13 protein-coding genes and 1 pseudogene are annotated in these 25,260 nt (G+C 73.9%); 5 read left to right on the plus strand and 9 right to left on the minus strand.

The window, feature by feature from the left end; translation table 11 throughout:
• Window positions 1-3: 3 nt before the first annotated feature.
• The 4 genes from ACIQ6Y_RS35145 to ACIQ6Y_RS35160 form a co-directional block, all read right to left on the minus strand.
• Complete coding sequence (locus ACIQ6Y_RS35145) at window positions 4-6,072, minus strand: hypothetical protein (protein ID WP_404045661.1); 6,069 nt, start codon at window positions 6,070-6,072, stop codon at window positions 4-6.
• Window positions 6,073-6,137: 65 nt separating this feature from the next.
• The gene (locus tag ACIQ6Y_RS35150) at window positions 6,138-8,687 is read right to left on the minus strand and encodes a hypothetical protein (protein ID WP_404045664.1); all 2,550 of its coding nucleotides are present in this window, start codon (window positions 8,685-8,687) and stop codon (window positions 6,138-6,140) included.
• Between the two features lie 34 nt (window positions 8,688-8,721).
• Window positions 8,722-11,619, minus strand: a complete 2,898-nt coding sequence (locus tag ACIQ6Y_RS35155) for a DUF6603 domain-containing protein (protein WP_404045667.1) — start codon at window positions 11,617-11,619, stop codon at window positions 8,722-8,724.
• Between the two features lie 6 nt (window positions 11,620-11,625).
• Window positions 11,626-12,717 carry a WD40 repeat domain-containing protein gene (locus ACIQ6Y_RS35160; protein ID WP_404045670.1) on the minus strand — a complete coding sequence of 364 codons (1,092 nt, stop codon included), beginning with the start codon at window positions 12,715-12,717 and terminating at the stop codon, window positions 11,626-11,628.
• Between the two features lie 303 nt (window positions 12,718-13,020).
• Between ACIQ6Y_RS35160 and ACIQ6Y_RS35165 the strand changes: the two genes are divergently transcribed.
• Window positions 13,021-14,217, plus strand: coding sequence for a DUF2235 domain-containing protein (locus ACIQ6Y_RS35165; RefSeq protein WP_404045672.1), 1,197 nt, complete (start codon window positions 13,021-13,023; stop codon window positions 14,215-14,217).
• A gap of 65 nt (window positions 14,218-14,282) precedes the next feature.
• On the opposite strand, the gene ACIQ6Y_RS35170 is transcribed toward ACIQ6Y_RS35165, so the two are convergent.
• Window positions 14,283-15,074, minus strand: a complete 792-nt coding sequence (locus tag ACIQ6Y_RS35170; protein ID WP_404045971.1) for a BTAD domain-containing putative transcriptional regulator — start codon at window positions 15,072-15,074, stop codon at window positions 14,283-14,285.
• Between the two features lie 240 nt (window positions 15,075-15,314).
• On the opposite strand from ACIQ6Y_RS35170, the gene ACIQ6Y_RS35175 reads away from it, so the two are divergent.
• Window positions 15,315-16,040, plus strand: coding sequence for a peptidoglycan-binding protein (locus ACIQ6Y_RS35175; RefSeq protein ID WP_404045675.1), 726 nt, complete (start codon window positions 15,315-15,317; stop codon window positions 16,038-16,040).
• Between the two features lie 9 nt (window positions 16,041-16,049).
• Window positions 16,050-16,754, plus strand: coding sequence for a peptidoglycan DD-metalloendopeptidase family protein (locus ACIQ6Y_RS35180; RefSeq protein ID WP_404045678.1), 705 nt, complete (start codon window positions 16,050-16,052; stop codon window positions 16,752-16,754).
• 32 nt (window positions 16,755-16,786) lie between these two features.
• Here the strand turns inward: ACIQ6Y_RS35180 and ACIQ6Y_RS35185 are convergent, their stop codons facing one another.
• The 3 genes and pseudogenes from ACIQ6Y_RS35185 to ACIQ6Y_RS35195 all read right to left on the minus strand — a co-directional run bounded on the left by ACIQ6Y_RS35185 (window position 16,787) and on the right by ACIQ6Y_RS35195 (window position 19,465).
• Window positions 16,787-17,647, minus strand: coding sequence for a nuclease (locus ACIQ6Y_RS35185; RefSeq protein WP_404045681.1), 861 nt, complete (start codon window positions 17,645-17,647; stop codon window positions 16,787-16,789).
• Window positions 17,648-17,827: 180 nt separating this feature from the next.
• Window positions 17,828-18,666 (minus strand): annotated as a pseudogene (locus tag ACIQ6Y_RS35190) (inositol monophosphatase family protein).
• A gap of 55 nt (window positions 18,667-18,721) precedes the next feature.
• Entirely contained in the window at window positions 18,722-19,465 is a 744-nt protein-coding gene (locus ACIQ6Y_RS35195) for a PP2C family protein-serine/threonine phosphatase (RefSeq protein WP_404045683.1), read from the minus strand.
• Between the two features lie 137 nt (window positions 19,466-19,602).
• Here ACIQ6Y_RS35195 and ACIQ6Y_RS35200 point away from each other — a divergent pair, with 137 nt between their 5' ends.
• Both ACIQ6Y_RS35200 and ACIQ6Y_RS35205 read left to right on the plus strand, forming a co-directional pair.
• Window positions 19,603-20,079, plus strand: a complete 477-nt coding sequence (locus ACIQ6Y_RS35200; RefSeq protein ID WP_404045686.1) for a hypothetical protein — start codon at window positions 19,603-19,605, stop codon at window positions 20,077-20,079.
• A 170-nt stretch (window positions 20,080-20,249) separates the two neighbouring features.
• Window positions 20,250-24,110: an NB-ARC domain-containing protein gene (locus tag ACIQ6Y_RS35205; protein ID WP_404045689.1), complete on the plus strand. Its 3,861-nt coding sequence runs from the start codon at window positions 20,250-20,252 to the stop codon at window positions 24,108-24,110.
• A gap of 34 nt (window positions 24,111-24,144) precedes the next feature.
• Here the strand turns inward: ACIQ6Y_RS35205 and ACIQ6Y_RS35210 are convergent, their stop codons facing one another.
• On the minus strand, window positions 24,145-25,227 hold the full coding sequence (locus ACIQ6Y_RS35210) for a GNAT family N-acetyltransferase (protein ID WP_404045692.1): 1,083 nt from the start codon (window positions 25,225-25,227) through the stop codon (window positions 24,145-24,147).
• Between the last annotated feature and the right edge of the window lie 33 nt (window positions 25,228-25,260).

Below are 25,260 nucleotides of genomic sequence, written 5' to 3' on the forward strand. Positions count from 1 at the left end.
CCGTCACGGCCACGGGTCGGTGGGCCGGACCGTGTCGAAGGCGAGCCCGCTGGAGCTCTCCCCCGTCCCCGGGGCCTTCTCCCGGCGCACCCAGCTGTGCCAGGAGCCGTCGGACCAGCGGGCCAGCACCGGACGGCGGACGAGGTGGGCGCCTTCGCGCGGCACCTCCTCCTCGTGCAGCCACAGCCCGAGGGAGATCAGCCGGCCCTCGGGGCGGGCGTCGAGGCCGGGCCCGGTGAGGGAGACCAGGCGGAAGCGGATGCGCTCGGGCCGGACCGGCTCGGGGACCAGCGGGAACCAGTAGTCGGGTACGACCGTCTGCACGGCGTACGCGGGCAGGTCGCCGGGCGGCTCCGAGTCCGGCGGGGCGGTGCGCGCCCAGCGGTCTCGGCGGTCGACGGTTTCGCCCCGGCCGTCGGTGTAGTGGTGCTGGACGGCCCAGGCCAGGTTGGCCAGTTCGTCGCGGGCCAGGACCACATGTTCGAGGGGCTGTCCCTGCTGGCCGCGTTCGGTGGGCAGGACCAGCAGTCCGGAGGCCGCCGGGTGGTCGGGGTCGGGGCTGCTGAGGGTGAACATCGACCAGGAGGGGTCGTCCCGGCCCGCACGGTCCACCAGGTGCTGGCGGCCGAACACATCGCGTACCAGCAGTTGGTCCAGGACGGTCAGCGAGGCGGTCGGCACCTCCAGCGGCACCAGGAACCAGTCGTTGCCGTAGACCGTGGCGAAGGAGATCAGCAGCAGCCGGCCGGTGTCGAGGGTGGACACGTCCGCCGCGCCCAGGTCGACCCGGGCGTCCTCCATCTCCCAGAACCGGTCGGCCGGCAGCCCGCCGTACCGCACGGTCGCGGGCAGGCCCTCCTCGGTGAAGGTGTGGCTCTGTCCGGCCGGCGCGGCCTCGGCGTCGGGGTCGGGGTGCACATCCAGGCTGTACCAGTCGAGGCCGTCGCCCTGGTACTCCTCGGCGCGCAGCACCGTACCGCCGGTGGACAGTTCGGCGGCGTACTCGCCGCGGTGCGGGTCGAAGCAGTCCGGGCCGCGTTCCGCCAGCTGGGCGGTCCACCAGCGGCGCCAGCGCGCGGTGACGTCGGCGAGTCCGGGGGCGGCGCCGGTGTCGAAGGTGCCCGCGTCCAGGGCGGCCGCGACCGACACCGCGTCCGGGAGACGGCCGTCCAGCAGGCCGACCAGGCTCGTGTCCGGCTCGCCGGGCCCCAGCCGGTGCGGTGCCAGAGCCGGCCGGGCGGCGGTGAGCACCCCGGCGTCGTCGCACATGCGCAGCAGCGCGGCACCGCCCTCGGCGCGCAGCCGCTCGTCGACCTGGACGGGTTCGTCCTCGATGGGGCCGTCCAGGGGGCCGAGCCGGGGGTCGTAGGGCACCCAGTCGGCGCTCCCGTCCGGCCGCCAGGCGTCGATGGGCGCGCTGCTGCCGGTCATCCGGACCACGGCCGGGGAACCGGCGTCCTGGGCGGTGAACTCGCCGAACTGCCACTGCCGGGTGAGCAGCCACAGCGGGTCGTGGACCCGTGCGGCCAGGCCGGTCTCGACGTCGTCGGTGCGATGTCCGGGTTCCAGGCGGAAGGGGCCTTCCTTGTCGGTGCGGCGCCGCTTGGTCTCGATACGGGCCAGGGCCCGGCCCGTCGCGCCGTGCTGGGAGATGTGGACGGCCGGCAGGAGGCCGCTCAGCCGGCGCAGGTCGGCGACGTCGGCTGCGCGCAGTTTGGCGAGTTCGAGGGTCTCGCGCAGCACCTGTGCCAGGCCGTCGGAGGTCCAGCCGCGTTCGAGGTCCGGGGGCACCGCGATGAGCAGGCTGTGCGGGGCCTTGGCGTCGGGGCGGTCGTAGTGGAAGGCGACGCCGGTCAGTTCGGTCTGCGGGGCGTCGTCGGCGGTGGGGGGCGGCTGGTCGGAGCCGGGCAGCAGCTCGATCCACTCGTCGAGGACGAGGCCGGCGACGGCCGCGCCGGGTGCGAGGTCGGCCGGTGCGTGCCAGACGAGGTGGCTGGTGGCGGCCGGGCGCCTGCCGGGCGGGAAGGTGCCGCCGATCCAGGGGTCGGCGTCGGCGCTCGGCTGCTGTGCCGCGCGCAGGCGTTCGACCTGCTCGGCCCGGGTTCCGGCGAGGAGCAGGGTCTCGTGCAGGGTGCGCACCGTAGGCCGTACGGCCGCGTTGCGCCGCAGCCAGTCCTCGATGTCGGCGCCGGGCAGGTCGGCGCGTCCGGCCGGGGGTGGGCCGAGGAGTGCGGGAAGGAGGGGGATGTCCGCTCCGAGCACCGTGGTCAGCTCCGTCCTGGCTCGCGCGAGCCAGGCTTCGGCGTCGCCCGGCGCGACCGGCTCGGTGGCCAGCTTGCGCAGCTCGGCCTCGGCGGGGTGCCCGGTGACCAGCGGGGTCTGCACGAAGGCCGCGAGGCGGGTCTGCGGCCGGGTGACGTCCAGCGAACGGCCGCCCGGGTCCTCGGGAAGGTGGGACGGCAGCAGCGGCTGGGCGGTGGACAGCAGCGACCTGATCCGGACGGCCCTGCCGTGCAGGGCGCTCCAGCCGGGTCCTTCGAAAGCGACCGGTGTCTGCGGTGGGACGGCCTCGGCGTCCTGTACCGCTCGGCGCAGCCTGACGGGTTCACCGGCGGCCGCGTCCAGTACGGTGCTCAGCGCGCCCAGGCCCAGGCGGTCGGCGGTGAGTTCGAACGGCCGGGCGTCCCCCGGTCCGCCCAGCCGACCGGCCAGGGTCCAGCCCGCCGCGGGGCCCAGCAGGTGGGCGGCCCAGGCCTCCAGGGCGGAGTGCAGCGCGGCGACGGGGTCGCGGGGCCAGCCGGTGGGCCCTGCCGGTGCATTCGGTCCGGCCGGTTCGTTCGGTTCGCTCGGTTCGCTCGGCAGCAGGGCGGCCACGCGGTGGGTGAGGGCGCGGGCGCGGTGCGGTGTGCGCAGCACGCGGAAGGTGTCGGGCACGTCCTCGCCGCGGCCCAGGGTGTCGGCGGTCAGGCCCGCGCGGATGGGGTTGCCGCCGACGAGCTGGTGCACGCTCTCGGCCAGCACCAGGTCGCCCACCGCGTCCAGCGCGTCGGCGAGGTCGTCGAGCAGCGGCGCCACCGCCCCCTGGAGTTCGTCCGGGACGACCGGCGCCCCGTCGATGACACTCTGCTGCGTGGGCGCCTCGGCCCCGGCCTTGACGAGCGCCATGCCGTCGACGACGTTGCGCGCGGAGATCGCCTCGGTGCTGCGGGACCACAGGTCGGCCTCGGGCGCGTCCTGCGGTGCCTCGGGCACGACCGGGAGCGGGAACTGGCGGCGGAAACGCAGGACGAGTACGTCCAGTTCGGCGTCGTGCAGGGCCCGTTCGAAGCGGTAGCCCAGCAGGGAGCCCAGGTTCTGGCCCTGGCGTACGCCGCCGAGGAGCCAGCGGGCGATGCGGGCGCGGCGGGAGGTGAGGCCGACCGCGTACGACTGCTCGCCGGGGTGACCGAGGAAGCCCGAGCGCAGGACGGCGGCCGTGGCCGCGTGCTGGAGGGACGGCGCGTGGATGTAGCCGTCCTGCTCGGACACCTCGATGGTGGTCTCCACGTCGTCGAGCTCCATCTCGATGTGTTCCCTCGCCACCGGCGGGCGCAGGTGCTCCACCCAGCCGTAGGCGCCGAACCGGACGCCCTCGGTGCCGGAGGCCCGCAGTTCGGCCAGTCGCCGTGCGGCCAGTGAGGTGATCCAGGCGTCCAGCCGGTGCGCGTGGACGTCGATGACCTCCAGCAACAGCTCGGGGAGCTTGTCCACCGGGACGGCGGCCAGGGTCCGCAGCGCCTGTTCCAGGCGGGGCAGCGCGGTCGCGGCGCGGGTGGCCTCCTCGACGCGTTCCGCGCGCTCGCTGTCGCTCAGGCCCTCCAGGACGTCGGCCACCAACTGGTCGACGTCGCTGGTGACCGCGAGCGCACGGCGCAGCGGGTCGTCGGTGGTCTCGGCGTCGTCGTCGCCTTCGAAGGAGGACCAGTTGGGCAGGAACAGCAGGGCGTCGAGGACGCCGCTCATGTCCGGAGGCTCGGCGGGCGGCTCCTCCCCTCCCTCGCCTTCCTCCGCACCTTCGCCCTCCTCCGCTCCCTCGCCTGCCTCCGCACCTTCGCCCTCGCCCTCGCCCTCGCCGCCGCCCTCGTCCGGTGTCTCCTCCCCGGCTTCCTCCTCCGGCGGAGGTGCTTCCACACCCGGCAGGTCGAAGAAGGTGCTGCGCCGGGGCGGGGTCTCCCGGCCCGAGGACAGCTCCACCGGCCAGGCCTGGTCGTAGCTCTCGGCGTCCAGCTCGCCCGCCAGGAAGGCCCGTACCGCGCCCAGGTAGTCCGCGGTGGCCGACGCCCGGGCCGGGAAGGCGTCCTTGTCGGGGGTGAGCAGGGGCACGAACTCCGGGACGCCGGTCTTGTCGTCCAGGCCCCACCCCAGCGAGGTCCACCCGTCGCCGCTCGTGGTCCAGCGCAGTGCCCCGTCGGGCGCCAGACCGGGCAGGCCCGGCCGGCCGGGCGGCTCGTCGCGCGAGGTGTGCCCCACGGTGAAGTCCGGGCCGTTCATGCGGCGCATGCTCAGGCCGGTCGCCGCGGGCAGCCGTTGCAGCGCGTCCACCGCGACCTGGTCCACCGGCTTGCCGAACTCGACGCGCGGGATGGCGGCCAGCTCGCTGTCGTCGGCCAGGACCGCGCGCCAGCACTCGCGCAGGCGCAGCAGCCAGGGCGCCAGCAGGGCGTCCACGTCGAGGGTCCGTTCGGCGCGCCAGTCGTCGAGCGCGGTGACGGGCAGCACGCCGTAGGGCTGGCGGCCGACGCGCAGCATCGGCAGCGGTCCGCGGCCGCGGACATGGTCGGCGAGGTGGTCGCGGACGGCGCGCCAGGGCCGCCCAGGGGCGACGGTGCGCGGCTGCCGGGTGCCGAGGTCGAGGGTGGTCAGGGCGGATTCGGCGAAGCCCTTGCCGAGGGTGGGCCAGGTGAGCAGGGTGAGCGCGGCGACGGCCGACGCACCGGCGTCGGTCGCGCCGGGGCAGCCGCGCAGGAATCCGGCGTCCGGCAGGCCGAGCGCGTCGGCCAGCGCGTCGGCGCTCGGCCGCTCCCCCGCCTCCGGGTCGGGGTCGGGCCCCGGGTAGGCGGGGGCGGAGGACCAGCCGGAGCGGCTGCGCGGGGTGTTGTTGGTGGCCGTGCCGGGCGGCAGCAGACCGAGCCCGCCGCCGAACCGGTGGCCGTGCAGCAGGTCGCGCAGCAGCGTCGCGCCGTCGGCCGGCGAGTCCTCGCGCACGCCGACGACCAGCAGTTGGTCGAGTTGCTCGGTGCTGCCGGGCGGGAGGAGGAGTTCGATGCCCATGCCGGCCTTGACCGCTTCGAACCAGTCGGTCTCCCAGCCCTCCTCCTCGGCGCGCAGCAGGCCGATCGGCAGGGGGTCGGGCACCGGGCGGCCCTGCTTGTCCACCACCACCTGGCCGTCGAACAGGCCGAGGAAGCGCCAGCGCTTCGGCATCGGCACGGTCCGCGGCCGGTGTTCGCCCGGGTCGTCGGGGCGTACGGCGGGCGGTGTGCTGCCGGGGCGGCAGGCGCGGACGGCCCAGGAGGCGCGGGCCGGGCGCAGTGCGGTGAGCACCTTCTGCCAGGCCTCCGGGCCCGGGTCCTGCCAGTAGGCGGTGCCCGCTGCCTGCTCGGCGGGGGTGAGGGCGGGTTCGAAGGAGGAGAGCAGGATGTCATCGGGGTAGATCCGCACGCGCAGGGTGCTGGGCTCCCACCAGATGGTCTCCACCCGGACCGGCAGCAGCGCGATCGGGGCGTTGTTGTCGTCGGGGAACAGCGGGGTGCCCTCTCCCAGGGCGCCGGTCAGGTCGTCCTGGGCCTGTGCGGCGATCGCGTTCAGCTGGTCGGCGGTGCTCTGCAGGTCGGCCAGGGCCGCCTCCGCCTCGGTGAGCAGCTCGGGGCTGGGACGCTGGCCCTGGATGTGGAGGGGGTCCGGCAGTCCTGCCTGAATGTGGTCCCGCAGGCACTGGACCACGGCCTGCTGTTCGTCGGCCGCGGCCTGGGCGGCGTCGGCCTCGGTGCGGGCCCGGTCCAGCTGGGTGCGGGCGGCGAAGGCGTCGGTCATGTCCCCGGTGCTCCTGTCCTCGTGGATCCTCTCGCGGGGTGCTCCCGTCCTCGGCCGGCCGCTGCTCAGCCACCCAGCAACGTGGTGGCGCGGAAGGCCAGTTGGAAGGGCTGCTGGAAGGCGATACGGGCCATGTCGGCCGCGTCCCGGCCCCACACCGGCGGATCGGGCTGGGTCAACGCGGTCGGCGTGCCCGGCGGTTGGCCGACGCGCACGCATCGGGCCGCGTCCAGGGCGACGCCGTCCCAGGTGAGGTCCGCCCAGGTCTTCGTCTCGGGCAGCGGGGCGCCGGAGTCGAAGCCGAACTGGGTGCCGCGCATGGGTTCGCGGAACACGAAGAACCAGTCCTCGGCGCGGGCCCGCTCCGCGTCGAGCCCGGCGAACAGGTAGAGCACGGTGGACTCGTCCAGCGCGAGCGGGGTGGCCTGCACGCCGTCGAACGCGTCCGGCAGCTTGCCGTCCACACCCCGTACGGCGAGCAGGGCGGTGCCGGGGAACCTGCGCAGCAGGTCGCCGCGGACGAGCAGGGCCAGGTTGCCCGCGCCGCCGGTGCGCAGGCTGCTGCCGAGCGGGGCCTGGGTCGGCCACAGCGCGATCTCCTCGACGTCGGCGCTGTCGCCGGGCCAGAACCGGGCGAAGGGCGTGCCGCGCTGGTCGGTGGGGAACTCCCGCCACAGCAGCTCGCGGTTGAACTCGTGGTTGAGCCCGACGAGCAGGGCGGCGACGAACTCGGGGTTGGTCTCCAGCAGGGTCACCGAGTCGGGTTCCAGCGCGCCGATGCCGGGCAGTGCCCACTCGGGCCAGCGGGCCAGGAGTTCCTCGGCGATCGGCACGGTGAACTTCGGGTGGGCCATGATCGGCCGCAGGGGGCGGGGGTCCTCCGCGGGGCGCTCGGCCCAGAAGCCGGCGGGGATGCGGTCGGTCATCCGTAGCACCTGAAGCCGCGTGGGGTCGACCTCGCCGCGCAGCTCGTCGGGCAGTGCGCCCGCGGTCCCGCCGTCGCCCATCATGCCCATCGCCGTCAGGCCTTCGACGAGGACCGGTGTCCCTTCGGCGGGAGCGTCGCCGCCTGCGAGCCGCTGGGCGCGGCGGGCCAGGGCGCCGGTGCGGCGGGTCAGCCGGACGAAGGAGGTGTCGGCCGTTCCGGTCGGCACCTCGTCGGCGGCGGCCAGCGCGGCCGCCAGGGTGGTCGAGGTGGCGGACAGGGTGACGCGTTCGCTCACCGGCGCCATGAAGGTGATCAGGTCGGCGGCGCCGAGCGGGTCGAGGTGTTTGCGCTGGGCGCGGTCGGCCGCGGTGGCGGCCAGTTCGCCGGCCGCCAGCATCCGGTTGGCCTGCCTGATCTCGCCGACCTGCTCCCAGGCGCGGGCCATCAGGAACTCCTGCTCCAGCTGCACATAGCGGGCGCCGAGTGCGGCGGCCACACGGCGGCGCACCTCCAGGTTGAGGGTGCTCAGCCAGCTGTCCGGTTCGTCGGGCACGGTCTGCCGGCCGGTGTGGTGGCTGCCGTAGAGGGGCGGGGCGACGGCGAGGACGTCCCGGTCCTCGGGCTCCCCTGCTTCCTCCTCCGCTTCCTCCGCGTTTTCTCCGTTTGTCTCGTTTTCCTCCACGATCTCCTCGCGGCGCCGGGCGGGTGCGTCCAGGCGGTCGTGGAGCAGGGTGAGGAAGCGGTCCTGGGCGGCCGGGTCGGACCAGGTCTCGGGCGCGGCGGTGCCGGGCGGGCGCAGCGCGCCGTCCAGGGCCACGGTGGCCGGGCCGGTGCCCTCCTCGGCGGGCCAGGGGTCGCTGACGTCGATGGTGCGGGTGCCGAGTCCGGCCTCGGCGGCCGGCCGGAAGCGCAGCCGGCGGGCCAGTTCCTCGAAGGTGCCGGCCTGTCCGGTGCGGAACGTCCACCAGTGGTAGACGGGCAGGTCGACGGTGTCCCGGCCGGGGACCGGCCAGGCGTCGGCGGTGGCCGCGCCCACGGACGCCGCCCGCAGGCCCGCGTCCCGGCCCGCGGCGGTGGCGGGCACCAGGGCGGCGATCCAGCCGCGGTCCGGGGCGAGTTTCCGCGGGCACAGCAGACGGGCGACGACGGCGGCGGAGTGGCTGCGTACGCCCTGTTCGACGGCCCGCTGCGCACCGCCCAGGTCGGTGACGTCGTCGGGCAGGCGGGCCTCGACATGGGCCCAGGCCCACCGCTCGGCCAGGGGCGGCAGGGCGGCGACCGGGGCGGTGAGCACCGGCAGCGGGCGTGCGTCGCGCGGTGGGGCGGCCTCGTCCTCGGCCAGGACGATCAGCGCGAGCCAGGGCTGCGGGGTGGGCCCGCCCGGGGTGGGGGCCGTGCCCGGGGAGAGCAGCCAGGGCAGGTCGGCGTGGGCCAGCTCGACGCTCGCCAGGATGTTCTCGGCGGCGTCGGGGGTGCCGGGCGGCGGTTCCTCCCGCAGCACCATCGTGCGGTCGAAGCCGAGGACGTCTCCCGGTCCCACCAGCGACAGGGTGGGGCCTGTCACCGGCTCCTCGACGTCGCGGCCGTCGATGTGCCGGACGAACCGCACGAGGGTCGGCAGGGTCTGACCGGTGACGGAGGCGCCGGCGGCGATCCGTGCCGAGGAGAAGAACCAGCGCGTGCTCATGCGTCGCTCCCGCGGGGCGTACGGTGCGGTCCGCTCATCGGATGTGCTCCCACCTCTCGACGAGCCGCACCGCGGCCTGCGGCTCGCCGAGCTGTCCGCGGACCGCCTGCCAGGCGTCCGTCGTGGCGTTGACGAGGGTGACGTCGTCCATCAGCGGTTGCAGCGTGTCGGCGGCGACCACGCTCAGCGTGGGCGGGCGTACCGTGACGGCCGCCGCGGGCGCGCGCCAGCGCTCCAGCCGTTCGGCGGCGCTGACCGCGAGGACCGACTCGCGGCGGAAGAACCCTTGCCAGGCAGAGAACTGACGGGTGGGCAGCGGTGGTTCGTAGCCGGTCTCGTAGCCGTCGTCGACCCGGTGTCCCGCGCCGACCCGGTTGCCGTCGGTACGGGCCCGCAGTCCGCCGGCGTGCCTGACGAAGGCGGGGCTGGTGAGCTGCTCCTCCTCGGTGAGCTCGAAGAACTCGCCGGGCACGAACTGCTCGGGCAGCGAAGGCAGTTTGTCCGCGGGCTGCGCGTCGCCGAAGGTGATCTCCTTGACCGTCCAGGTCTGCACGGGCACCGGACGCCGCTCGAACCGGGAGATCGGCACGCCGAGCGGGACCACCCGCTGGGTGATGCGCAGGGTGGCGTCCGGGTGCACCAGCGCGCCTTTGTTCAGTTTCTCGGTCGCCTCGGGCGAGAACACCAGCGCGGTGCGTTCGGCGGTGGGCCGCTCCGCCGCCCAGGCCTTCGCCTCGGCGAGGGCGGGACGCAGCGCCTCCAGCGGGTCGCGCCCCGGCTTGGCCCGGACGGCCGGAGGAGAGCCCCAGCGGACGTCGAAGTCCAGCTCGACGTCCCAGAACAGCACCGAGATGGTGCCGGTGCCGAAGGCGTGCCAGGGGGCGGGCCCCTCCAGCGTGAAGTCGAGGGCGATGCCGGCCAGTCGGCGGCCGAAGGCACGCACCGCGACCCCGGCCCGTACGTGCACGGCGAACGCGAACACCGGGTCGAAGACGAACAGCGCGTCCAGTCCGAGCCAGCCCTGCACCCCGCAGCCGGCGATGGTGGCGTCCAGCTGGACCTGGCCGCCGAACATCACGGCGTTGGAGGTGACGGCGAAGTAGGCCTCCATGCGCAGTCCGAACCCGTTGCCGGGGGCCAGGTCGACCTGGAGCCTGTTCAGTGCGGGCACCCGGGCGGGGCGCGGGTAGCGGGGGTGAAAGCCGCCCGCGGACAGCACGAACTGCGGCTGCGGGCCGCCGCGCACGAGCAGGTACATCTCACCGCGTACGGCCAGTCCGACGATCCACGAGCCGGACAGCGACACGAGCAGTTCGACGAGGGGCACGGCCGGTTCGAGCCGGCCGAGGACGCTGGCCTGGAGCCGGACGAGCGGCACCGCCGGGTCGGGCAGCCCGACCAGCAGCCGGCCGATCAGCACGGCGCGTGCCGGTGCGGGCAGCTCCAGGATCAGCGCGCCGGACAGCGACACCATCCGGCCGCCCCAGGTGATGCGGACCATCGGCCCGACCAGGACGCGGCCGCGGGCGACCGGGAACGCCCCGCCGAGGGAGCCGATGATCTCCTGGGCGCGCTCGACCGCGCGGTCCGGGAACAGCACATGGTCGGCGTTGCCCTCGCAGACGAGCTGCTGGAGGGCGGTGATCTCCGCGCGCCGGTTGATGCCGACCAGTCCGCCGACCGCGTCGAGCGCGAATCCGAGCCCCAGTTGGATGCCCGGTGGCGGGAACTGGGCCGCGAGCAGCACCAGGAAGCTGGTGGGGGTGTTCCCGTCCGGCGGCCGGAACAGCGCGACGGCCTGCACGCGCAGCACTCCGAGGTCGACGGAGATCAGGCCCGCGTAGCCCTTGTCGCGGGTGCTCCGGACCAGGCCGCCGCCGGACACGGGGGGCAGGTTCAGCTCGGTGCCGATGCCCTCGGGGAAGAGTTCGCGCAGCCCGCGCGGGTCGAGGCCGGGGCGGACGTCCGGGGACAGCGCCACGGGCAGGGCGATGCCGGCGCCCTCCAGGAACACCTTCAGCGGCAGCCCGGGCAGCTGGGCGGTGGCGGACAGGGTCACGGCCAGGCCGGGTCCGTCGGGGGTCAGTTCCAGGGAGGCGCCCCGCGGCGCGAGCGGTCCGAGCGGCCGCGTCGGCAGGGGAAGACGCAGGGCGCCGGGGCCGGCGAAGCGCAGGCCGTCGACCGCGTCGGCCCGCAGGACGACCGGTGCGTTGCCGCCCGCCATCGGGCCGGCCCCGTCGAGGCCGACGAGCTTGGCGAGAGGGGCGGGCAGCACGGCGGCGGTGAGCCCTTGCAGCTCGACCTCGACCGCCGCGGGCGTACCGGCGGACGCGGTCACCGTCAGGGTGATGCCGTCCACGCCGATGCCCGGCCCGTCGGTCATCCCGGCGGCGATCCGGCCGGTGCGCCTGAGGCGGACGGTGGCATTGCCGCCGGGCGGCGCGGGCGGCAGGCCGGGGCCGAAGGCGGCGTTCCAGCCCTCCGGCGGCGCGACGATCGTCGCCTCCACGCTCCAGGGGCCGGACGCCGTCTGCGGCAGGGTCACGGGCGCGCCGGGCGTGACGACCACGTCGAACACCGGCTCCGGTCCCTGCGGGGTCACCCCCAGGACGGCCCGCCCGGCCGCCGGCCCGGAGGAGTCGGTCAGCACCAGGGCGACACCGACAGGCGCGTCGGGGGCCCGCCGCCAGCCGTGCAGCCGTACCGGCGAACCGGCCGCCAGGTCGCCGATCATCTCCCGTACGAGCTCCACCAGCGAGTTGCCCGCGGGCAGCCGGTCGTGCACGGCGAGCAGGCGTCCGGCGAGGACGGTCCCGGCGGCGGAGGGGTCCTCGCCGAGCTGGGGCAGTGCGCCCACCAGGTCGTCGACGGCGCGCCGGGTCAGAGTGCGCAGTTGTCCGGCGACCTGCTGGAGGAGTTCCCGCGGATCCATGGCGCATCACACCTGGTGGGTCTCACCGTTGTCGATCACCAGCGCGCGGTCGAAACAGCCGATCGCCAGCCAGCGGCCGTTCGGGCTGAACCTCATGGTCAGCACCTCGTCGGTGGTGTTGGCGTAGAGAGGTCTGCCCTCGAGGTTGAACAGGCGCACCACGTTGTCGATGCAGGCGCTGGCGGCCAGTGTGCCGGTCGGGCTGAACGCCACGTGGGTGACGGCGCCGAGACCCGGGTCGGGGACACCGGGGTCCAGTTTCGGGGCTCGGCCCTTCTCGTCCCCGGTGTCGGCGTCCAGCACCCGGGCGAAGCCGTCGGCGCCGCCGACCACGGTCCAGCGGCCCTTCTTGGGGTCGTAGGCGACGCAGTTCGGTCCCCGCTGCGAGACGTCGAGCTCGTCGTTCGACGGCTGCTCCATTTCCGGGACCCGCCACACCTCCTTGCCGTCCTCTGCCGTGAACATCCGTGTGGAGTCGTCGGCGGAGCAGCACAGCACCTGCTCGGCGTCGGGGCTGAACGCGACCGCGAGCACCGCGTTGTCCGGGGTCAGCTCTGAGATCTTCTTGCCGGTGGCCAGGTCGACGACCCGTGCGGCGCCGGCGTTGTGGTGGTCGCCGCCGTGGCGTTCGTCGATGGCGAGGACGACCCGGGTGCCGTCCCGGCTCAGGTCGAGGTCGCGGATCAGCGGCCGTTCGACGGGGATCTGCCGGGTGACCGCCCCGTTCGCCGCGTCGAGTACGGCGACGAGGGTGTCGGTCGCCGCGACGATCTGCCCGTCGGCGCCGAACCGCACGGTGTTCACCGAGTTCCCCGGGGCGAGCGGCCCGTGCCACAGGATCGCGCCGGTCGAGGCGTCGCGCAGCTGGACCTCTTCGAAGTCGGCCACGGCGAGTCCGGTGCCGTCGGGGCTGAAGGCGATGCCGGTCACGGACCCGCCGGTGGGCATGTCCACGTCGGCTCCGATGCCGACCGGGCGTATCCGCAGCACGGAGTCGCTGCCGCCGACGGCGATGCGGGTGCTGTCCGGGCTGAAGGCGATCGCCTGGACCGATCCCGTGTGTTCGATGAGGCGCGCCACCGTACCGGGCTCGCTCATGGCCGGTTCCTCCTCGCCGATCGGCGGTGGGACAGGGAACGCGACCCGGAACAGGTCGAGTGATGCGGGGCGCGGGCTGCCCCGTACATCGGGGAGGGCGCGCTCGCCGCAACTCACCAGCTTAGTCGGCATATCGACATTCGCCACATCTTCGTACAGCCGACGGTCTGTGCCGCGACAGGCCTGTGCCGGCGGGCCGTTCCCGCCTGGCGGGCGTCCTGGGCTGGTGCCAGCATGGGAGTGGTGCTATGCGCCTCGGGTGCAGTGCCCTTGGGTGCTCCCTCGCATCGAGGAGGGATCGTCATGGCCAAGCGTCTGGTCGTCTGTTGTGACGGCACATGGAACTTCGCCGACCAACCCAGCAAGACGAACGTCGCCAAGGTCGCGTTGTCCGTGCGCCCGGGGACCTTCGGCGGGAAGGAACAACGGGTCTACTACCACAGCGGGGTCGGCACGGTCCGGCGCGAGCGGCTGCGCGGCGGCGCGTTCGGGGTCGGCCTGTCGCGGAACGTCCTCGACGCCTACCGCTTCCTGGTGGAGACGTACGAGCCCGGCGACGAGCTGTTCTTCTTCGGCTTCAGCCGGGGCGCGTTCACCGCGCGCAGCCTGACGGGTCTGGTGCGCAACAGCGGCATCCTGCGCCGGGACCACATGGACCGGATCCCGGAGGCCTGGTCGCTGTACCGGGACCGCATCGAGCAACCCAAGGGCGCGGCCGCGACGTTGTTCCGCCGCTCCTACGCGCGCGAGACGGACATCCGCTTCATCGGCGTGTGGGACACGGTCGGTTCGCTCGGCATCCCGGTGCCGGGCCAGGCATGGCTCCAGCCGGCCGCGAACCGGTTCAACCACCGCTGGGCGTTCCACAACACCGACCTCAGCAGCTGGGTGCAGGCGGCGTTCCACGCGCTGGCCGTCGACGAGCAGCGCTCGGCGTTCCGGCCCGCACTGTGGCATCAGATGCCGGGGGCCGCCGAACAGGGTCAGGAGCTGAAGCAGGTGTGGTTCGCCGGCGTGCACTGCGATGTCGGCGGCAGCTACAAGGAGGCGGGGCTGTCCGACATCGCGCTGCTGTGGATGGTCCACCAGGCCCGCCGGTACGGGCTCGCCTTCGACGACGAGGTGCTCAGCGAGGCCGGGCCCCGGGTGATGAAGCCGGATGTGAGCACCGACTTCCGGGTGCAGCCGGACGGTTCGGGCGTCCTGCACGTCTCCCGGTCGGGTATGTACCGCCTGGCCAAGCCGCTGCACCGGCCGATCGGGGCCGCGGTGAACGACAAGGGCGAACCCGACGGCAACGAGTTCCTGGCGGTGCCGGCCAAGGAGCGCTACGACCGCGTCCCGGACTACCGGCCGCCGGAACTGGAGCGGTATCTGAGCGCTCAGGAGCGGGTCCGCCTGGAGCCCGTGCTCCTGCCGGACCTCGCCGAGGGCCTGCCACCGCTGCCGACCGCGGGCCCCCGGCCCGAGGCGCCGAAGGGTGTCGACCGCACCCCATGACACAGCGCCCCGTGACGCAGGCAGACCCGTGACGGTGACGCAGGCGGACCCGTGACGCAGGCGGATCAGGGCTGGTGCGAACCCGAGTTGGCCTGAGGGAGCCGGCTCCATGGGCGACTGGTCCTCCGGTCCTCGGGCGGCTGCCGGAGCCTGGTGTGCTCGGGGAGCATGCGGGCGAACCGGGGTGAGGGTTCGACGCCGAGTTCCTCGTCCAGCAGCCGGCGGAACGCCTCGTAGTGGCGCAGGGCCTCGCCGAGGTTGCCCTCGGCGAGGTGTGCCGACACCACCGCCCGGTGCGCGCTCTCGCGCAGCGGCTCCGCCCGTACGCTCGCCCAGGCCGCCTCCATCGCCAGGGCGGGTCTGTCCTGCCGTATCAGGGCCTCGGCCAGCGCGTCGAGGGCGTGCAGCCGCAGTTGCCGCAGGCGTTCGCGCTCCAGCAGCACCCAGTCCTCGTCCCAGCCCGGCAGCAGGTCCTCTCCGGTGAGCAGGTCCGGCGGGGGCAGGGCGTGGAGGGCGGGGCCCGCGCCCTGGACGACGTCGAGTGCCGTCCGGGTGAGGGCGTGGACGTCGACGTGCAGGGCGGGGGTGACCAGCAGCGCGTCCCCGGTGCAGCGGACCAGGGGCGGCTCACTGCGGGGCAGCTTCCACAGCGTGGTGCGCAGGCTGCCGCGGGCATGTCCCTCGGTGACCTCGGGCCACAGGGTGCCGGCGAGGACGGTGCGGGACACCCGCTGCCGCAGGCCCATGAAGGCGAGGAGCCGCTGGCTGTTGCGACATAGCTCGATCGTCCCCGTGCCCAGTTCCAGCCGGAACTGGCCGAGGAGTCGAAGCCGGGGAGGAGCAGAGTCCACTGTGATCGCCTCACGCACAGCGTGCCGCGGGGGCGCGCCCGTACCGGCCGTGGGGATGCCGCGTGCTCCGACGGGGCGTGTCATCACCAGTCTCGGACCGGTGTGCATCGCGTGCAACTTCGTCAACCGCGGGGGCGCCCCGCGGTGACGTCACGATGACGCCGCGCTGACGCCGCTTCCGTAGGTTCGTACGTGACGCCGTCCGTCTCGGCCGGCGCCGCGGGACCACCCTACGAAGGTGTCGTCATGGTCGCTCTGGTCGCTCTGGCCCGTGTTCGGTTCGGTCAGCGCAACGAGGATGTGCGCCTCGTGCAGCAGGCCCTCATCAAGCGGGGCCGCAAGATACCCGACGGGCCCACCGGCCTGTTCGGCCAGCAGACCAAGGCCGCCTACCGCGCCGAACAGCTCGCCCAGGGGTTCAAGGGAGCCGACGCCGACGGCGTTCCCGGATGCACCTCCCTGACCGCCCTCGGCCGTACCACCAAGCTCTTCGACGTCGACTGCAAGGGTGCGGCGGGGCGCGACGGAGGGCTGCCCCTTTCCCAGGTCACCTTCCGCGACCCCGACGACGACTTCGGGGAGGCGGCGATGCGACGCTACGCGCGCAAGGCCTCCGAACTGACCGGGATGGACCCGAAGTTCGGGGTACCGGCCCTCACCACGATCGCCAAGCGCGAGTCCGCCTCCAACAACCCGCGGTTCCGGGTGAACACGACGGACGGCAACGCGCGCGGCCCTATCGCGCCCGACGGCCATCCGCAGAACTGCTCCCGGGGCGCCACGCAGTGCATCCCGGCCACGTTCGCCCACTACCACCAGGCGGGCACCGCCACCACGCCGTACGACGTCGTCGCCTGTATGTGCGCGACGGTCAACTACGTACGCGACCGCTATCACGTGAACGAGTCCGGCTCGAACTTCGCCGCCCGCGTTCAGCAGGCCGATCCGCACCGGCCTGCCCACTGGTACTAGGAGTCCCTCATGACGAAACGGGTCGCTCTGGCCAAGGTCCGGTTCGGTCAGCGCAACGACGATGTGCGCCTCGTGCAGCAGGCCCTCATCAAGCGGGGCCGCAAGATACCCGACGGGCCCACCGGCCTGTTCGGCCAGCAGACCAAGGCCGCCTACCGCGCCGAACAGCTCGCCCAGGGGTTCAAGGGAGCCGACGCCGACGGCGTTCCCGGCTGCACCTCCCTGACCGCCCTCGGCCGTACCACCAAGCTCTTCGACGTCGACTGCAAGGGTGCGGCGGGGTCGGTGCCCCGGCGGCCCGTCAAGGGGCGGGTGCCGTCGCCCGTGCCGGGGCACAAGGTCTCCTTCGAGTTCTTCAGCCGCGGCAACTACGCCTGGAAGCCCCCTCCCGACCACGTCGGCCGGCACACCGGGCAGGACTTCGCCGCCGAAAGCGGCGCGCCGGTGGTCGCCGTACGCAGCGGCAAGATCGCCTGGTCGGACAACAAGGGCGGTGCGTACGGTCAGTGGATCGGGCTCGCGGCGGACAACGGGCACATCTACACGTACTGCCATCTCTCCGAGCGGCAGGTGGCGCCGGGTCAGCGGGTCTCCGCCGGGCAGCAGCTCGGCAAGGTCGGCAGCACGGGCAACTCCACCGGTCCGCATCTGCACTTCGAGATGTCGAAAGGGTCCACCTGGTCCTACGGCAACGTGGCGAAGCCTCGTTGGTGAACCGGTGGACCCTTTCGACCGGGGCCCTTGTGTCAGCTGTCCTGGAAGAGCAGGTCCTCCGGAGGGTGCGTCATCCGCACGGTCTGGCCGTTGCTGGTCTCCACGACCCGATGCAGGCCCAGGCAGCGTTCGCCGGTGGAGAGGATCGAGAAACGGTCCCCGACACCGGCGAGGAAGGCCGGGAAGCAGGGCAGCGCCATGCCGAGCTGGAGGTAGTCCACCAGCCGGCGGAACAGCTTCGGCAGCAGTACGGCGTCGTCCGTCAGCGAGGACAGGCCGGTGATCTTCGCCCCGGCCGTGGTGACATCGCTCGGCCACAGGCCGCGTCCCGCCGCGCGGGCCTCCGCGACCGCGGCGGCCATCTCTACGCGCAGGCTGGTGAACAGGCTGCGGTAGAAGGTGGGATACACCAGACCCGCCGACACCAGGTGGTGGTTGAGCGTCGTCCTGAGGACCGCCGGGTCGACGTCGATCTCCAGTCCGCTCTGCCCCGGAGGTTCGCCGCGCCCCGCCAGGGCGATGCAGCGGCCGTGGACGTCGGCGCCGCGGGTGAGGACGAACCCGGGCACCGACTCCGGGGTGCTGGCGGTCACCGTCTCGCCCGTGTCGTGCTGGACGTCCGTGAACCCCAGCCAGTTCAGCAGCTCGTCGCGTGCCGCGTGGGCGAAGTGCAGTGGCTGGTGCACGCGGTTCGGGCCGTAGTGCGTCTCGAGTGCGTCGATCGCGTCCAGGCGCAGCTTCGCGCGGCCGGTCACACTGTGCTCGACGGCACGTCCGAGGCCGCCGCCGACGAGGTCCCACTCGGCCGGGTCGTCGGCCGTGAACGGCACGGTGTCGCCGTCCGGCTGGGCGCCCTTGACGTCGTAGACACCCTTGATCAGAAGCATGGGCATGGCAACTCCTCAACCGTGGAACGGTGCTCGCTGCCCGGTGGATGTCCGCGGATTCGACGGGCCGCGGTCCCTGACCTGTTCATGTGCCCCCACCTTCGATGGTGCACCTGAACAGGCCGCGCTGCACCTTCGCGCCCGGCCGAACGGCGGTCTCACAGCGGCCTGTCGGGGCGTTCGGGATCATGGAGTCGCGGCTTCCGTGACCGCCTTTCCGTCGCGGATCAGGGACAGCAGCAGCTCGTGGGTGCCGGTGTCGGCCGCGGCCACCAGGCCGCGGCCGCCAGGCCGCGGCCGCCCTCGTCGAGCGGGGTGCCGTCGAGGCCGGTCACCACGCAACCCGCCGCCCGGCACAGGGCGATGCCCGCAGCGAAGTGGACGCTGGAGGACAGGGTGTCGTCGCCGTCGGTGACGTAGGCGGCGCGCTTTCCGGCGGCGACCCAGGCGAGGGCGAGCGTCGTGGAGACGACCCGGGGGCGGAAGCGTTCGACGAAGACCGGGTGGGCCAGCAGGTCCACGGCCCGGAAGGCGGGGGCGCCGGGGAACGGCGGGTCGAGGTTGACGTCGACGAGCCGGGTGGCGGAGGTGGGCGTCAGCGGGACGTCCGTGTCACCGCCACGGAGCCATGCGCGGGTGCCGTCGGTGCAGAAGACCTCGCCGGTGAACGGGTCAGCCACGGCGGCCGCCCCGTCCCGCAGGGCCACGTTGACGGCGACCAGCATGCTGCCGACGGCGTAGTTGAGCGTGCCGCACAACGGGTCGACCAGCCACTGGCGTGCCGCGCCTGCCGCGCCCTGCCGGCCGCCCTCCTCACCGAGAACCGCGTCGTCGGGCCGGGCGGCACGGATGACGTCGAGGACGGCCCGCTCCGCCTCGACGTCGGCGGCGGTGGCGAAGTCGCCGGCTCCCTTGTCGATACGGTCGAGCCGCCGGCCGTACATGCCCCGCACGACGTCCGCGCCGGCCCGGACAGCGGCTATGGCGACCTCGGCGTCGCCGGTGCTCACAGTGGAATCGATCATGGGCGGAGGATAGCGAGAGGGCCCGCGGTCACCGAACGGGGCCGCTCCGTGCAGGTCAGGCGTCGTGGACCCGGACCAGGGCGAGGGTGATGTTGTCCGGGCCGCCCGCCTCGATCGCGGCCCGCCACAGGGCGAAGGCGGCGACGCCGTCCTCGGGCTCCTCCAGGATGTCGGCGAGCTCGTCGTCGGGGACGGGGTCGGTCAGACCGTCGCTGCAGATCAGATAGCGGCCGCCGGAGGCGAGGTCGCGGCGGTCGAGGTGCGGGGTGACGGAGGTGAAGCCGAGCGTGCCGCCGAGGGTCTGGGTGACCACCGAGGTGGTGCGCCTGCCGGGGGCCGGGGGCGGGCTGTCGTCGACGCTGATCTGGCGCAGGCCGTCCTCGTCCTGGCGGTAGACCTTGCTGTCGCCGACGTTGAACACGATCAGGCTGTCCTCGAGGAGCAGGAGGCCGGCGACGGTGGTGCCCATGGTGGCCAGCTCCGGATGGCTCTCGGACGCCTCGAACAGCTCACGGTTGCAGCCGTCCAGGGCCCTGCCGAGGCGGTCCTCGTCGGTGAGGCCAGGGCCGAGCGCGGCCAGCCGGTTGACGACGAGGCCGCTGGCGACCTCGCCGCCGGGGTGTCCGCCGAGCCCGTCGGCGACCGCCGCCAGCAGCGGGCGGCCCCGTGGGAAGGCGAGCGTCTGGGGACTCTCGGTCACGGTGCCGCACAGGGTCCACGGCCCGACGACGAGGCTGTCCTCGTTGTGGTCGCGGATCAGCCCCGTGTGACTCAGAGCGGTCACTGCTGTGTACGGCACCTGGCTCCCTGCCTCTCCCCCACCATTCTCCTCCCGGGTGGCGTTCAGGTGAAACCGCTGGACGGCGTGAGGTGCAGCCGATATCTCCTTGCTGTGACGCGAACGGTCGCGTACGGCGGGGCGATGGGGGTGGCGGCATGTTGCCGGAGGCGTTGACGGCCCTGGCCGCGGCGGGCGGCACCGCGGTGGTGCAGGCCGCGGGGACGAACGCGTGGGAGGGGTTCCGGCAGGCGGTGGCCCGCTGGTTCGGCCGCGGCGACGACGACCACGAACGCGTGGAGCTGGAGCGGCTGGACCGCAGCGCCGCGGAACTGACGGCCGTCTCGGAGGACGGGGCGGACCGGCTGAGGCTCCGTCAGGAGGCCATGTGGCAGACGCGTTTCGAGCACTTGCTGGAGGCCCTGTCCGAGGCCGAGCGGGAGCAGGCCGCGGCCGCGCTGCGTGCGCTGCTGGCGGAGCGGGCCCCCACGAGTGCGGTGTCGGCCGGTGACGGCGGCCTCGCGGTCGGCGGTGACATGCGCATCAGTGCCGATCACGGCTCGGTGGCCGGCGGCGTCATCCAGGGAGACATCCACCTCGGCAACCCTTCCCGGCCGGGCCCGGACCTGAGCTGACCGGCCCCGGCGTACCTGCCCACGGCTCGCCTCCACCCCCACCCCGTTCGGTCTCCGCGAGCGACCACAGTGTCGCGATCGGCTACCTCGCCTACCACGCCCCGCCCGAGACGCCCCGCAGGGGCCGCCGCCGTGCTGACTTCTCCTCGGCGGAGATCGATTCCGACGACGTGCCACAGGTGGAGAACTTCTGCGGCCGCAAGCGCGAGACGGACGCGCTCGCCGCGCTGCTGCGGCGGCGCCGACGGCAGGGCGTACGGGTCGTCGTCCTGGACGGCCTGGCCGGTTCGGGCAAGACGACGCTGATGCGCCAAGTCGCCCACCAGCATGAGAAGTCATTCGACGGATTCATCGCCATCGACCTCAACGGCTCGACGGACAGACCGATTTCACCTGCCGAACTGCTGGGAAAGCTGGCCGTTCGGCTGCACGTCTCCACCGCCGGGCTGGACGGCGAGACCCTGTACCGCCGCTACCGGCAGGCGATGGCGGGCCGGCGCCTGCTGATCCTGCTCGACGACGCCGCCGACGCACGGCAGATCCGCCAGGTGGTCGAGTTCGGGGGCGACAGCGTCGTCCTGGTCACCAGCCGGGTCGAGCTGCCGGGCCTGCCCGCGTCCGCCCGGATCAGCGTGGGCTCGTTCGGCCGACGTGAGGCGCTCGACCTGCTCGCCGGCACGGCGGTCGGCGCCGGCCGGGTCGCCGCGGAACCGGACGCCGCCGCCCGGATCGTCCGGCGCTGCGGGTATCTGCCCCTGGCGATCCAGCTCGTGGGCGGCCGCCTCGCCGGTGAGTCACGCCGTCTGGCGAGCCTGGAGGAGCTGGACGCCGACCTCGCCGCCACGGGCCTGACCGGCATCGCCGCGCGGGACGCGGACACGGCCGACGGCTCGGCGCGCACCATACGCGAGATCTTCGACGGCAGCTACCGTCGGCTCGCCCCCGAACTGCGCCGGATGTTCCGCCTGTTGGGCGGCGATGTGCGGGAGACCGACGTCGAGACGGCGGCCGCGCTGGCGGACGTCCCGGAGCGGAGGGCCGCCGAGCTGCTGCGGAATCTGCACGCACACCGGCTGGTCGAGCCGGTGCCTCTCCCCCCGGTGCGGTACCGGCTCCATGATCTGCTGCGGGAGTTCGCCCAGGAACTCGCGGCGGAAGATCCGGCGGAGGCGGCCGGGGCCGCGCACCGGCTTGCGGTGCTCCGGCTGCGGCAGGTCGAGGAAGTCGCCGCCGGTCAGCGGTACGAGACGGCCCTCGCGACCGCCGGCGCCGCCGCCGCACAGGTGCCTCGCGCGCTGAGCCACGAGGACCACGCGACCTGCTGGCGGCTGGTCGCCGCGCTGGCTCACGTCTACGAAGTCATCGGATTCCCCGTCATCTGGCCGAACCTGCTGGAGCACGGCACGGCCGCGGTGGACGCGATCGGCGACGAACAGGGCCGCGTGGCCCTGCTGTTGGCGGAGGCGGCCCATCGCGCACACCGCCGGCAGTGGGCCGAACTCCTCGACCTCTTGGCGGGCACGGCGGACACGGCGTCGAACGCCCCCGCTGCGACGCTGCGCAGCCGGGCGTACGCCGCCGTGGGCGAGCCCGGCCGGGCCGTGGCGGAGGCGCGGCGCGCGCTGTCGAACGCCCCGGACGACGGCACCGTACGCGTGCGGGCGCTGGTGGCCCTCAGCGAGGCGCTGCGCGCGGACGGGAGCCCGGCACAGGCCGCGGCCCGATCGGCGGAGGCCGTCGACAGTGCCGGGGCGATGCCCGTCGAGCGGAGCCGGGCGCTGCACGCGCACGCCATCACGCTGGCGGAGCTGGGACGCGTCCAGGAGGCCGTCGCGGCCCTGTCCGAGGCGGCCGGGATCGACACGGAGACCGGCGACGAAGGGCATCTGTTGGTGGTGCTCGTCGCCACAGCCGAACTGTGTCTGCGGCGAGCCGAGGACCCCGGGGCGGCACTGGTGCCGTTGCGTCAGGCCTTCGGGCTGCGCTTGGGTGCCGAGTTCGTACGCCGGCCGACCGGCGGACAGACCGCCGACGCGCTGCTGACGATGGCGGAGTGCTTCCTGGAACTGGGGCAGCTCCCGGAGGCCGACTACGCGTGGCAGCAGGCCGACCGGCTCGACGTCGACGGGCTCGCGACCAGGCGGCTCGTCGTCCGTGGCGCCCTGGCGACCGCCGAGGGACGCCTCACCGAGGCCGCGCAGGCGCTCGAACTGGCCCTCGCGCGGGACGGGGACGCGCTCAGCGCCGAGGAGGAGCGGCTCCGTGCCCGCGCGGCCGTGCTGCTCGGGAACGTCGACGGCGCGCTGGGCGATCACGCGGCGGCCGTGGACCACTACGAGTACGCCGAGTCGCTCGCCGGTGAGGAGAGCGGCCGGCTCGCCCGGGCGCGGGCCGCGGTCGCGGGGTCGCTGTGGGCGCGGGCCGGGATCCGGCGGCGCGTGCCGCAGAAGCGGTCCCGCTGGTGGTGGCGGGTGCCGGGCGCCCTGGCCTGCTTCCTCGCGCTCAATCTGCTGGCGCACGACGGCTCCGACATCCACGTCACGCCCGCGACCAACAGCGCCGCCCTGACCGCCTGCGCGCTGGGTGCCCTGGTCTCCGTCCGGCTGCGGCCGAACGGCGCGGGGACCCTGCTGGGCTATCTGTCGCCGGTGCCCACCGCCCTCGGCGTCATTCTGCTCACCTCCGCGCAGGTGCGCGACCGTGGCACGACCGGGATGCTGGTGGGCCATGCCGTGCTCGCCGTGGTGGTGGCGGTGACGGCGCTGTGGCCGCGCCGGATCTCCTTCGCCGGGCTTGTGGCGCTGGTCGTCGTCGCGGGTGGCGCGAACGTGGGCGCGCCGGAGCTGTGGACCGGGCCTGTCGCCCCCTTCGTGTGGCGGGGCGTGGGCGTGGCGACGATCGTGCTGGGCCTGATGTGGCTGCCGGTCGTCGCGCTGCGCCATCCGGCCGCCCACCGCTGGACCACGGTCCCGGCGCTGGTGACGGCGCCGCTCGCCGGTGGCGGGCTCGCGCTGCTGCTGGGCTCCGGCCTGGGCCGTCAGACCTACATGCTGTGGCCGGGCGCCACGGGCAGCGACTGGCGGCTGGCGCTGCTCGGCCTGTCGCTCGCCGCGGCCTGCGGGTGCGCGGGGCTGGTCGGCCCGCCCCGGCTGTCCTCCGGCATCCTGGCCGGCCTGGCGTGGTTCTGGGGCATCCATGCCTTCTTCAACGGCATGGCGCACTCGGAGGTGGACCCACCCAACTTCTATGCGCATCCCGGCCGTTACTGGGACTGGCTCACCAGTTCGTCGGCCTGGGTATGGACTCTGCCGCTGCTGTCCCTGCTCGTGGTCGGCCTGCTGGGCATGGTGTCGGCCGACATCGACGAGTACGAACCCCGGCTCGCCCGTCTCCGTCCGGCGCTGCCCATGCCGGACGGGCTGGCGGAACGCCTGCGTACCGCCCGGCGGTTGCGCGCCAGGCTGTACGGGGCGCGCGGCCTCACCGCCCTTGCGCTCCTCGCCGCCCTGTCGATCCCGGCCACGCGATCCGATCCGCACGCGCCGCAGGACGCGACGTACGGTGTGCTGTTCTGGATCGTGCTGTTCCTGTGCACTGCCGTGGCGGTCCATCCCGACATAGGTGTGCGCGATGGTCTTCGATGGCTCGGCGTCGCCGCGCTGCTCGTCACTGCCGGGGTCCTGGTGTGCGTCAACGCACGCCAGGTCGTGGCGCACGGCTGGTCGCGGGGAGCGGTCGCGGGGCTGCTGACGGCCGCGGCGGCCCTGTTCGGGACCGGCGTCGTCGCGCCGTACAACGCGCTCCGCGTGGGACGCGTACGGCTCGACCGCGACGAAGGCGTCGGGCTCTGCATGTGGGCGGCGTCGATCTCGGTGATCGTTGCGACCCTGGTGGGTGCCTCGGGCACCGGCGACGTCCTTCGGATGGTGCTGGGCGGAGCCGCGGGCGCGGGCGCCTTGGCGCTGTACCGCTACGTCACGGAGCGCCGCGCCTCCGAGAACTCCCAGGGCCCGCCGGCACCACCGGCTTGACAGGGCGCTGACGGCGGAGCCGCCCGGGCCGCGCTCAGGGCGCGTCGTCCCAGGCCAGGGAGGCCATCCGCCAGCCTGCCGGAGTGCGCAGGAACTGGGTGGTCTTGCTGCCGGAGCCCTCGAACCAAGTGCCGTTGTGGTAGCCGGACTTGCGGTACTCGCTGAAGCGGTGGGCGACCGAGCCGAAGATCTCGGTGCGCGCGGTGACCTCCCACTCGGAGAACTCGGTCAGCGTGCCGTCGGTGAGCATCTTCTGCCGGGGCTCGATGAAGGAGTCGAGGTCGTAGATCACCGGCTCGGGGCCGACGTTCGCGATGATCCTGCCCTGCGGGACGAACACGTCGCGGATGACGTCGAGGTCCGGCCGGCGGCCGTCGGTGTTGGTGAAGGCGCCGACGAACACGCCCATCAGGCGGTCGAGTTCGGCCCGGACGTCGGCGGTGGAGGCTTCCCGTTCGTCGGCGGTGGAGGCTTCCCGTCCCTCGGCGGTGGACCAGGTGCCCTCGGTGGACCGGTGGACGTCGGCGGACCGGGCGCCTTCGGCGGACCGGGTGCCCCCGGTGGACCCCTCCCCGGCCGGCGGCCACTCCTCCGCCAGCACCGACCACACCTCGCTGTCGTGCCGCTCACCCCGGTGCGGGTAGCGCCGCCGCAGGACGCCGTCGCGGGTCATGCCCAGCCGGCGTGCGACGGCGATGCTGCGGACGTTGCCCGAGGCGACCCACCATTCGGCCCGGCTCATCCCGCGCTCGCGGAACGCCCAGTCGATCAGCACGCGGCAGGCGCGTGTCACCAGGCCCCGCCCCTCCCCCGCGGGCTCCGCCCAGCAGCCGACCTCGCACACCCCGGAGGCGCTGTCGAAGCGGGTGAACATGACGCCGCCGACGAGGGTGCCGTCGAGCCGGATGCCGTAGATGCGGCCGCTGTCCTCGGCCAGCCGGTCGGCGTAGCGCTGGAGGGTGGCCGTGGCGGACGCCAGGTCGGTGCTGAAGGTCGCCCAGGGTATCCACGGGTCGACGCCGTCCCGGGCGCGGTCCATGTGGGCGAGGAACTCCGGCGCCTGCCAGGGCTCCAGAGGCCGGAGATCCGCACGGTCGTCCAGCGGCAGAGTGAACACGGGAGCCTCGCTCTCTCGGGTACGTAACAAGCG

Source organism: Streptomyces sp. NPDC096205 (assembly GCF_044763135.1).
Taxonomy (GTDB): Bacteria; Actinomycetota; Actinomycetes; order Streptomycetales; family Streptomycetaceae; genus Streptomyces.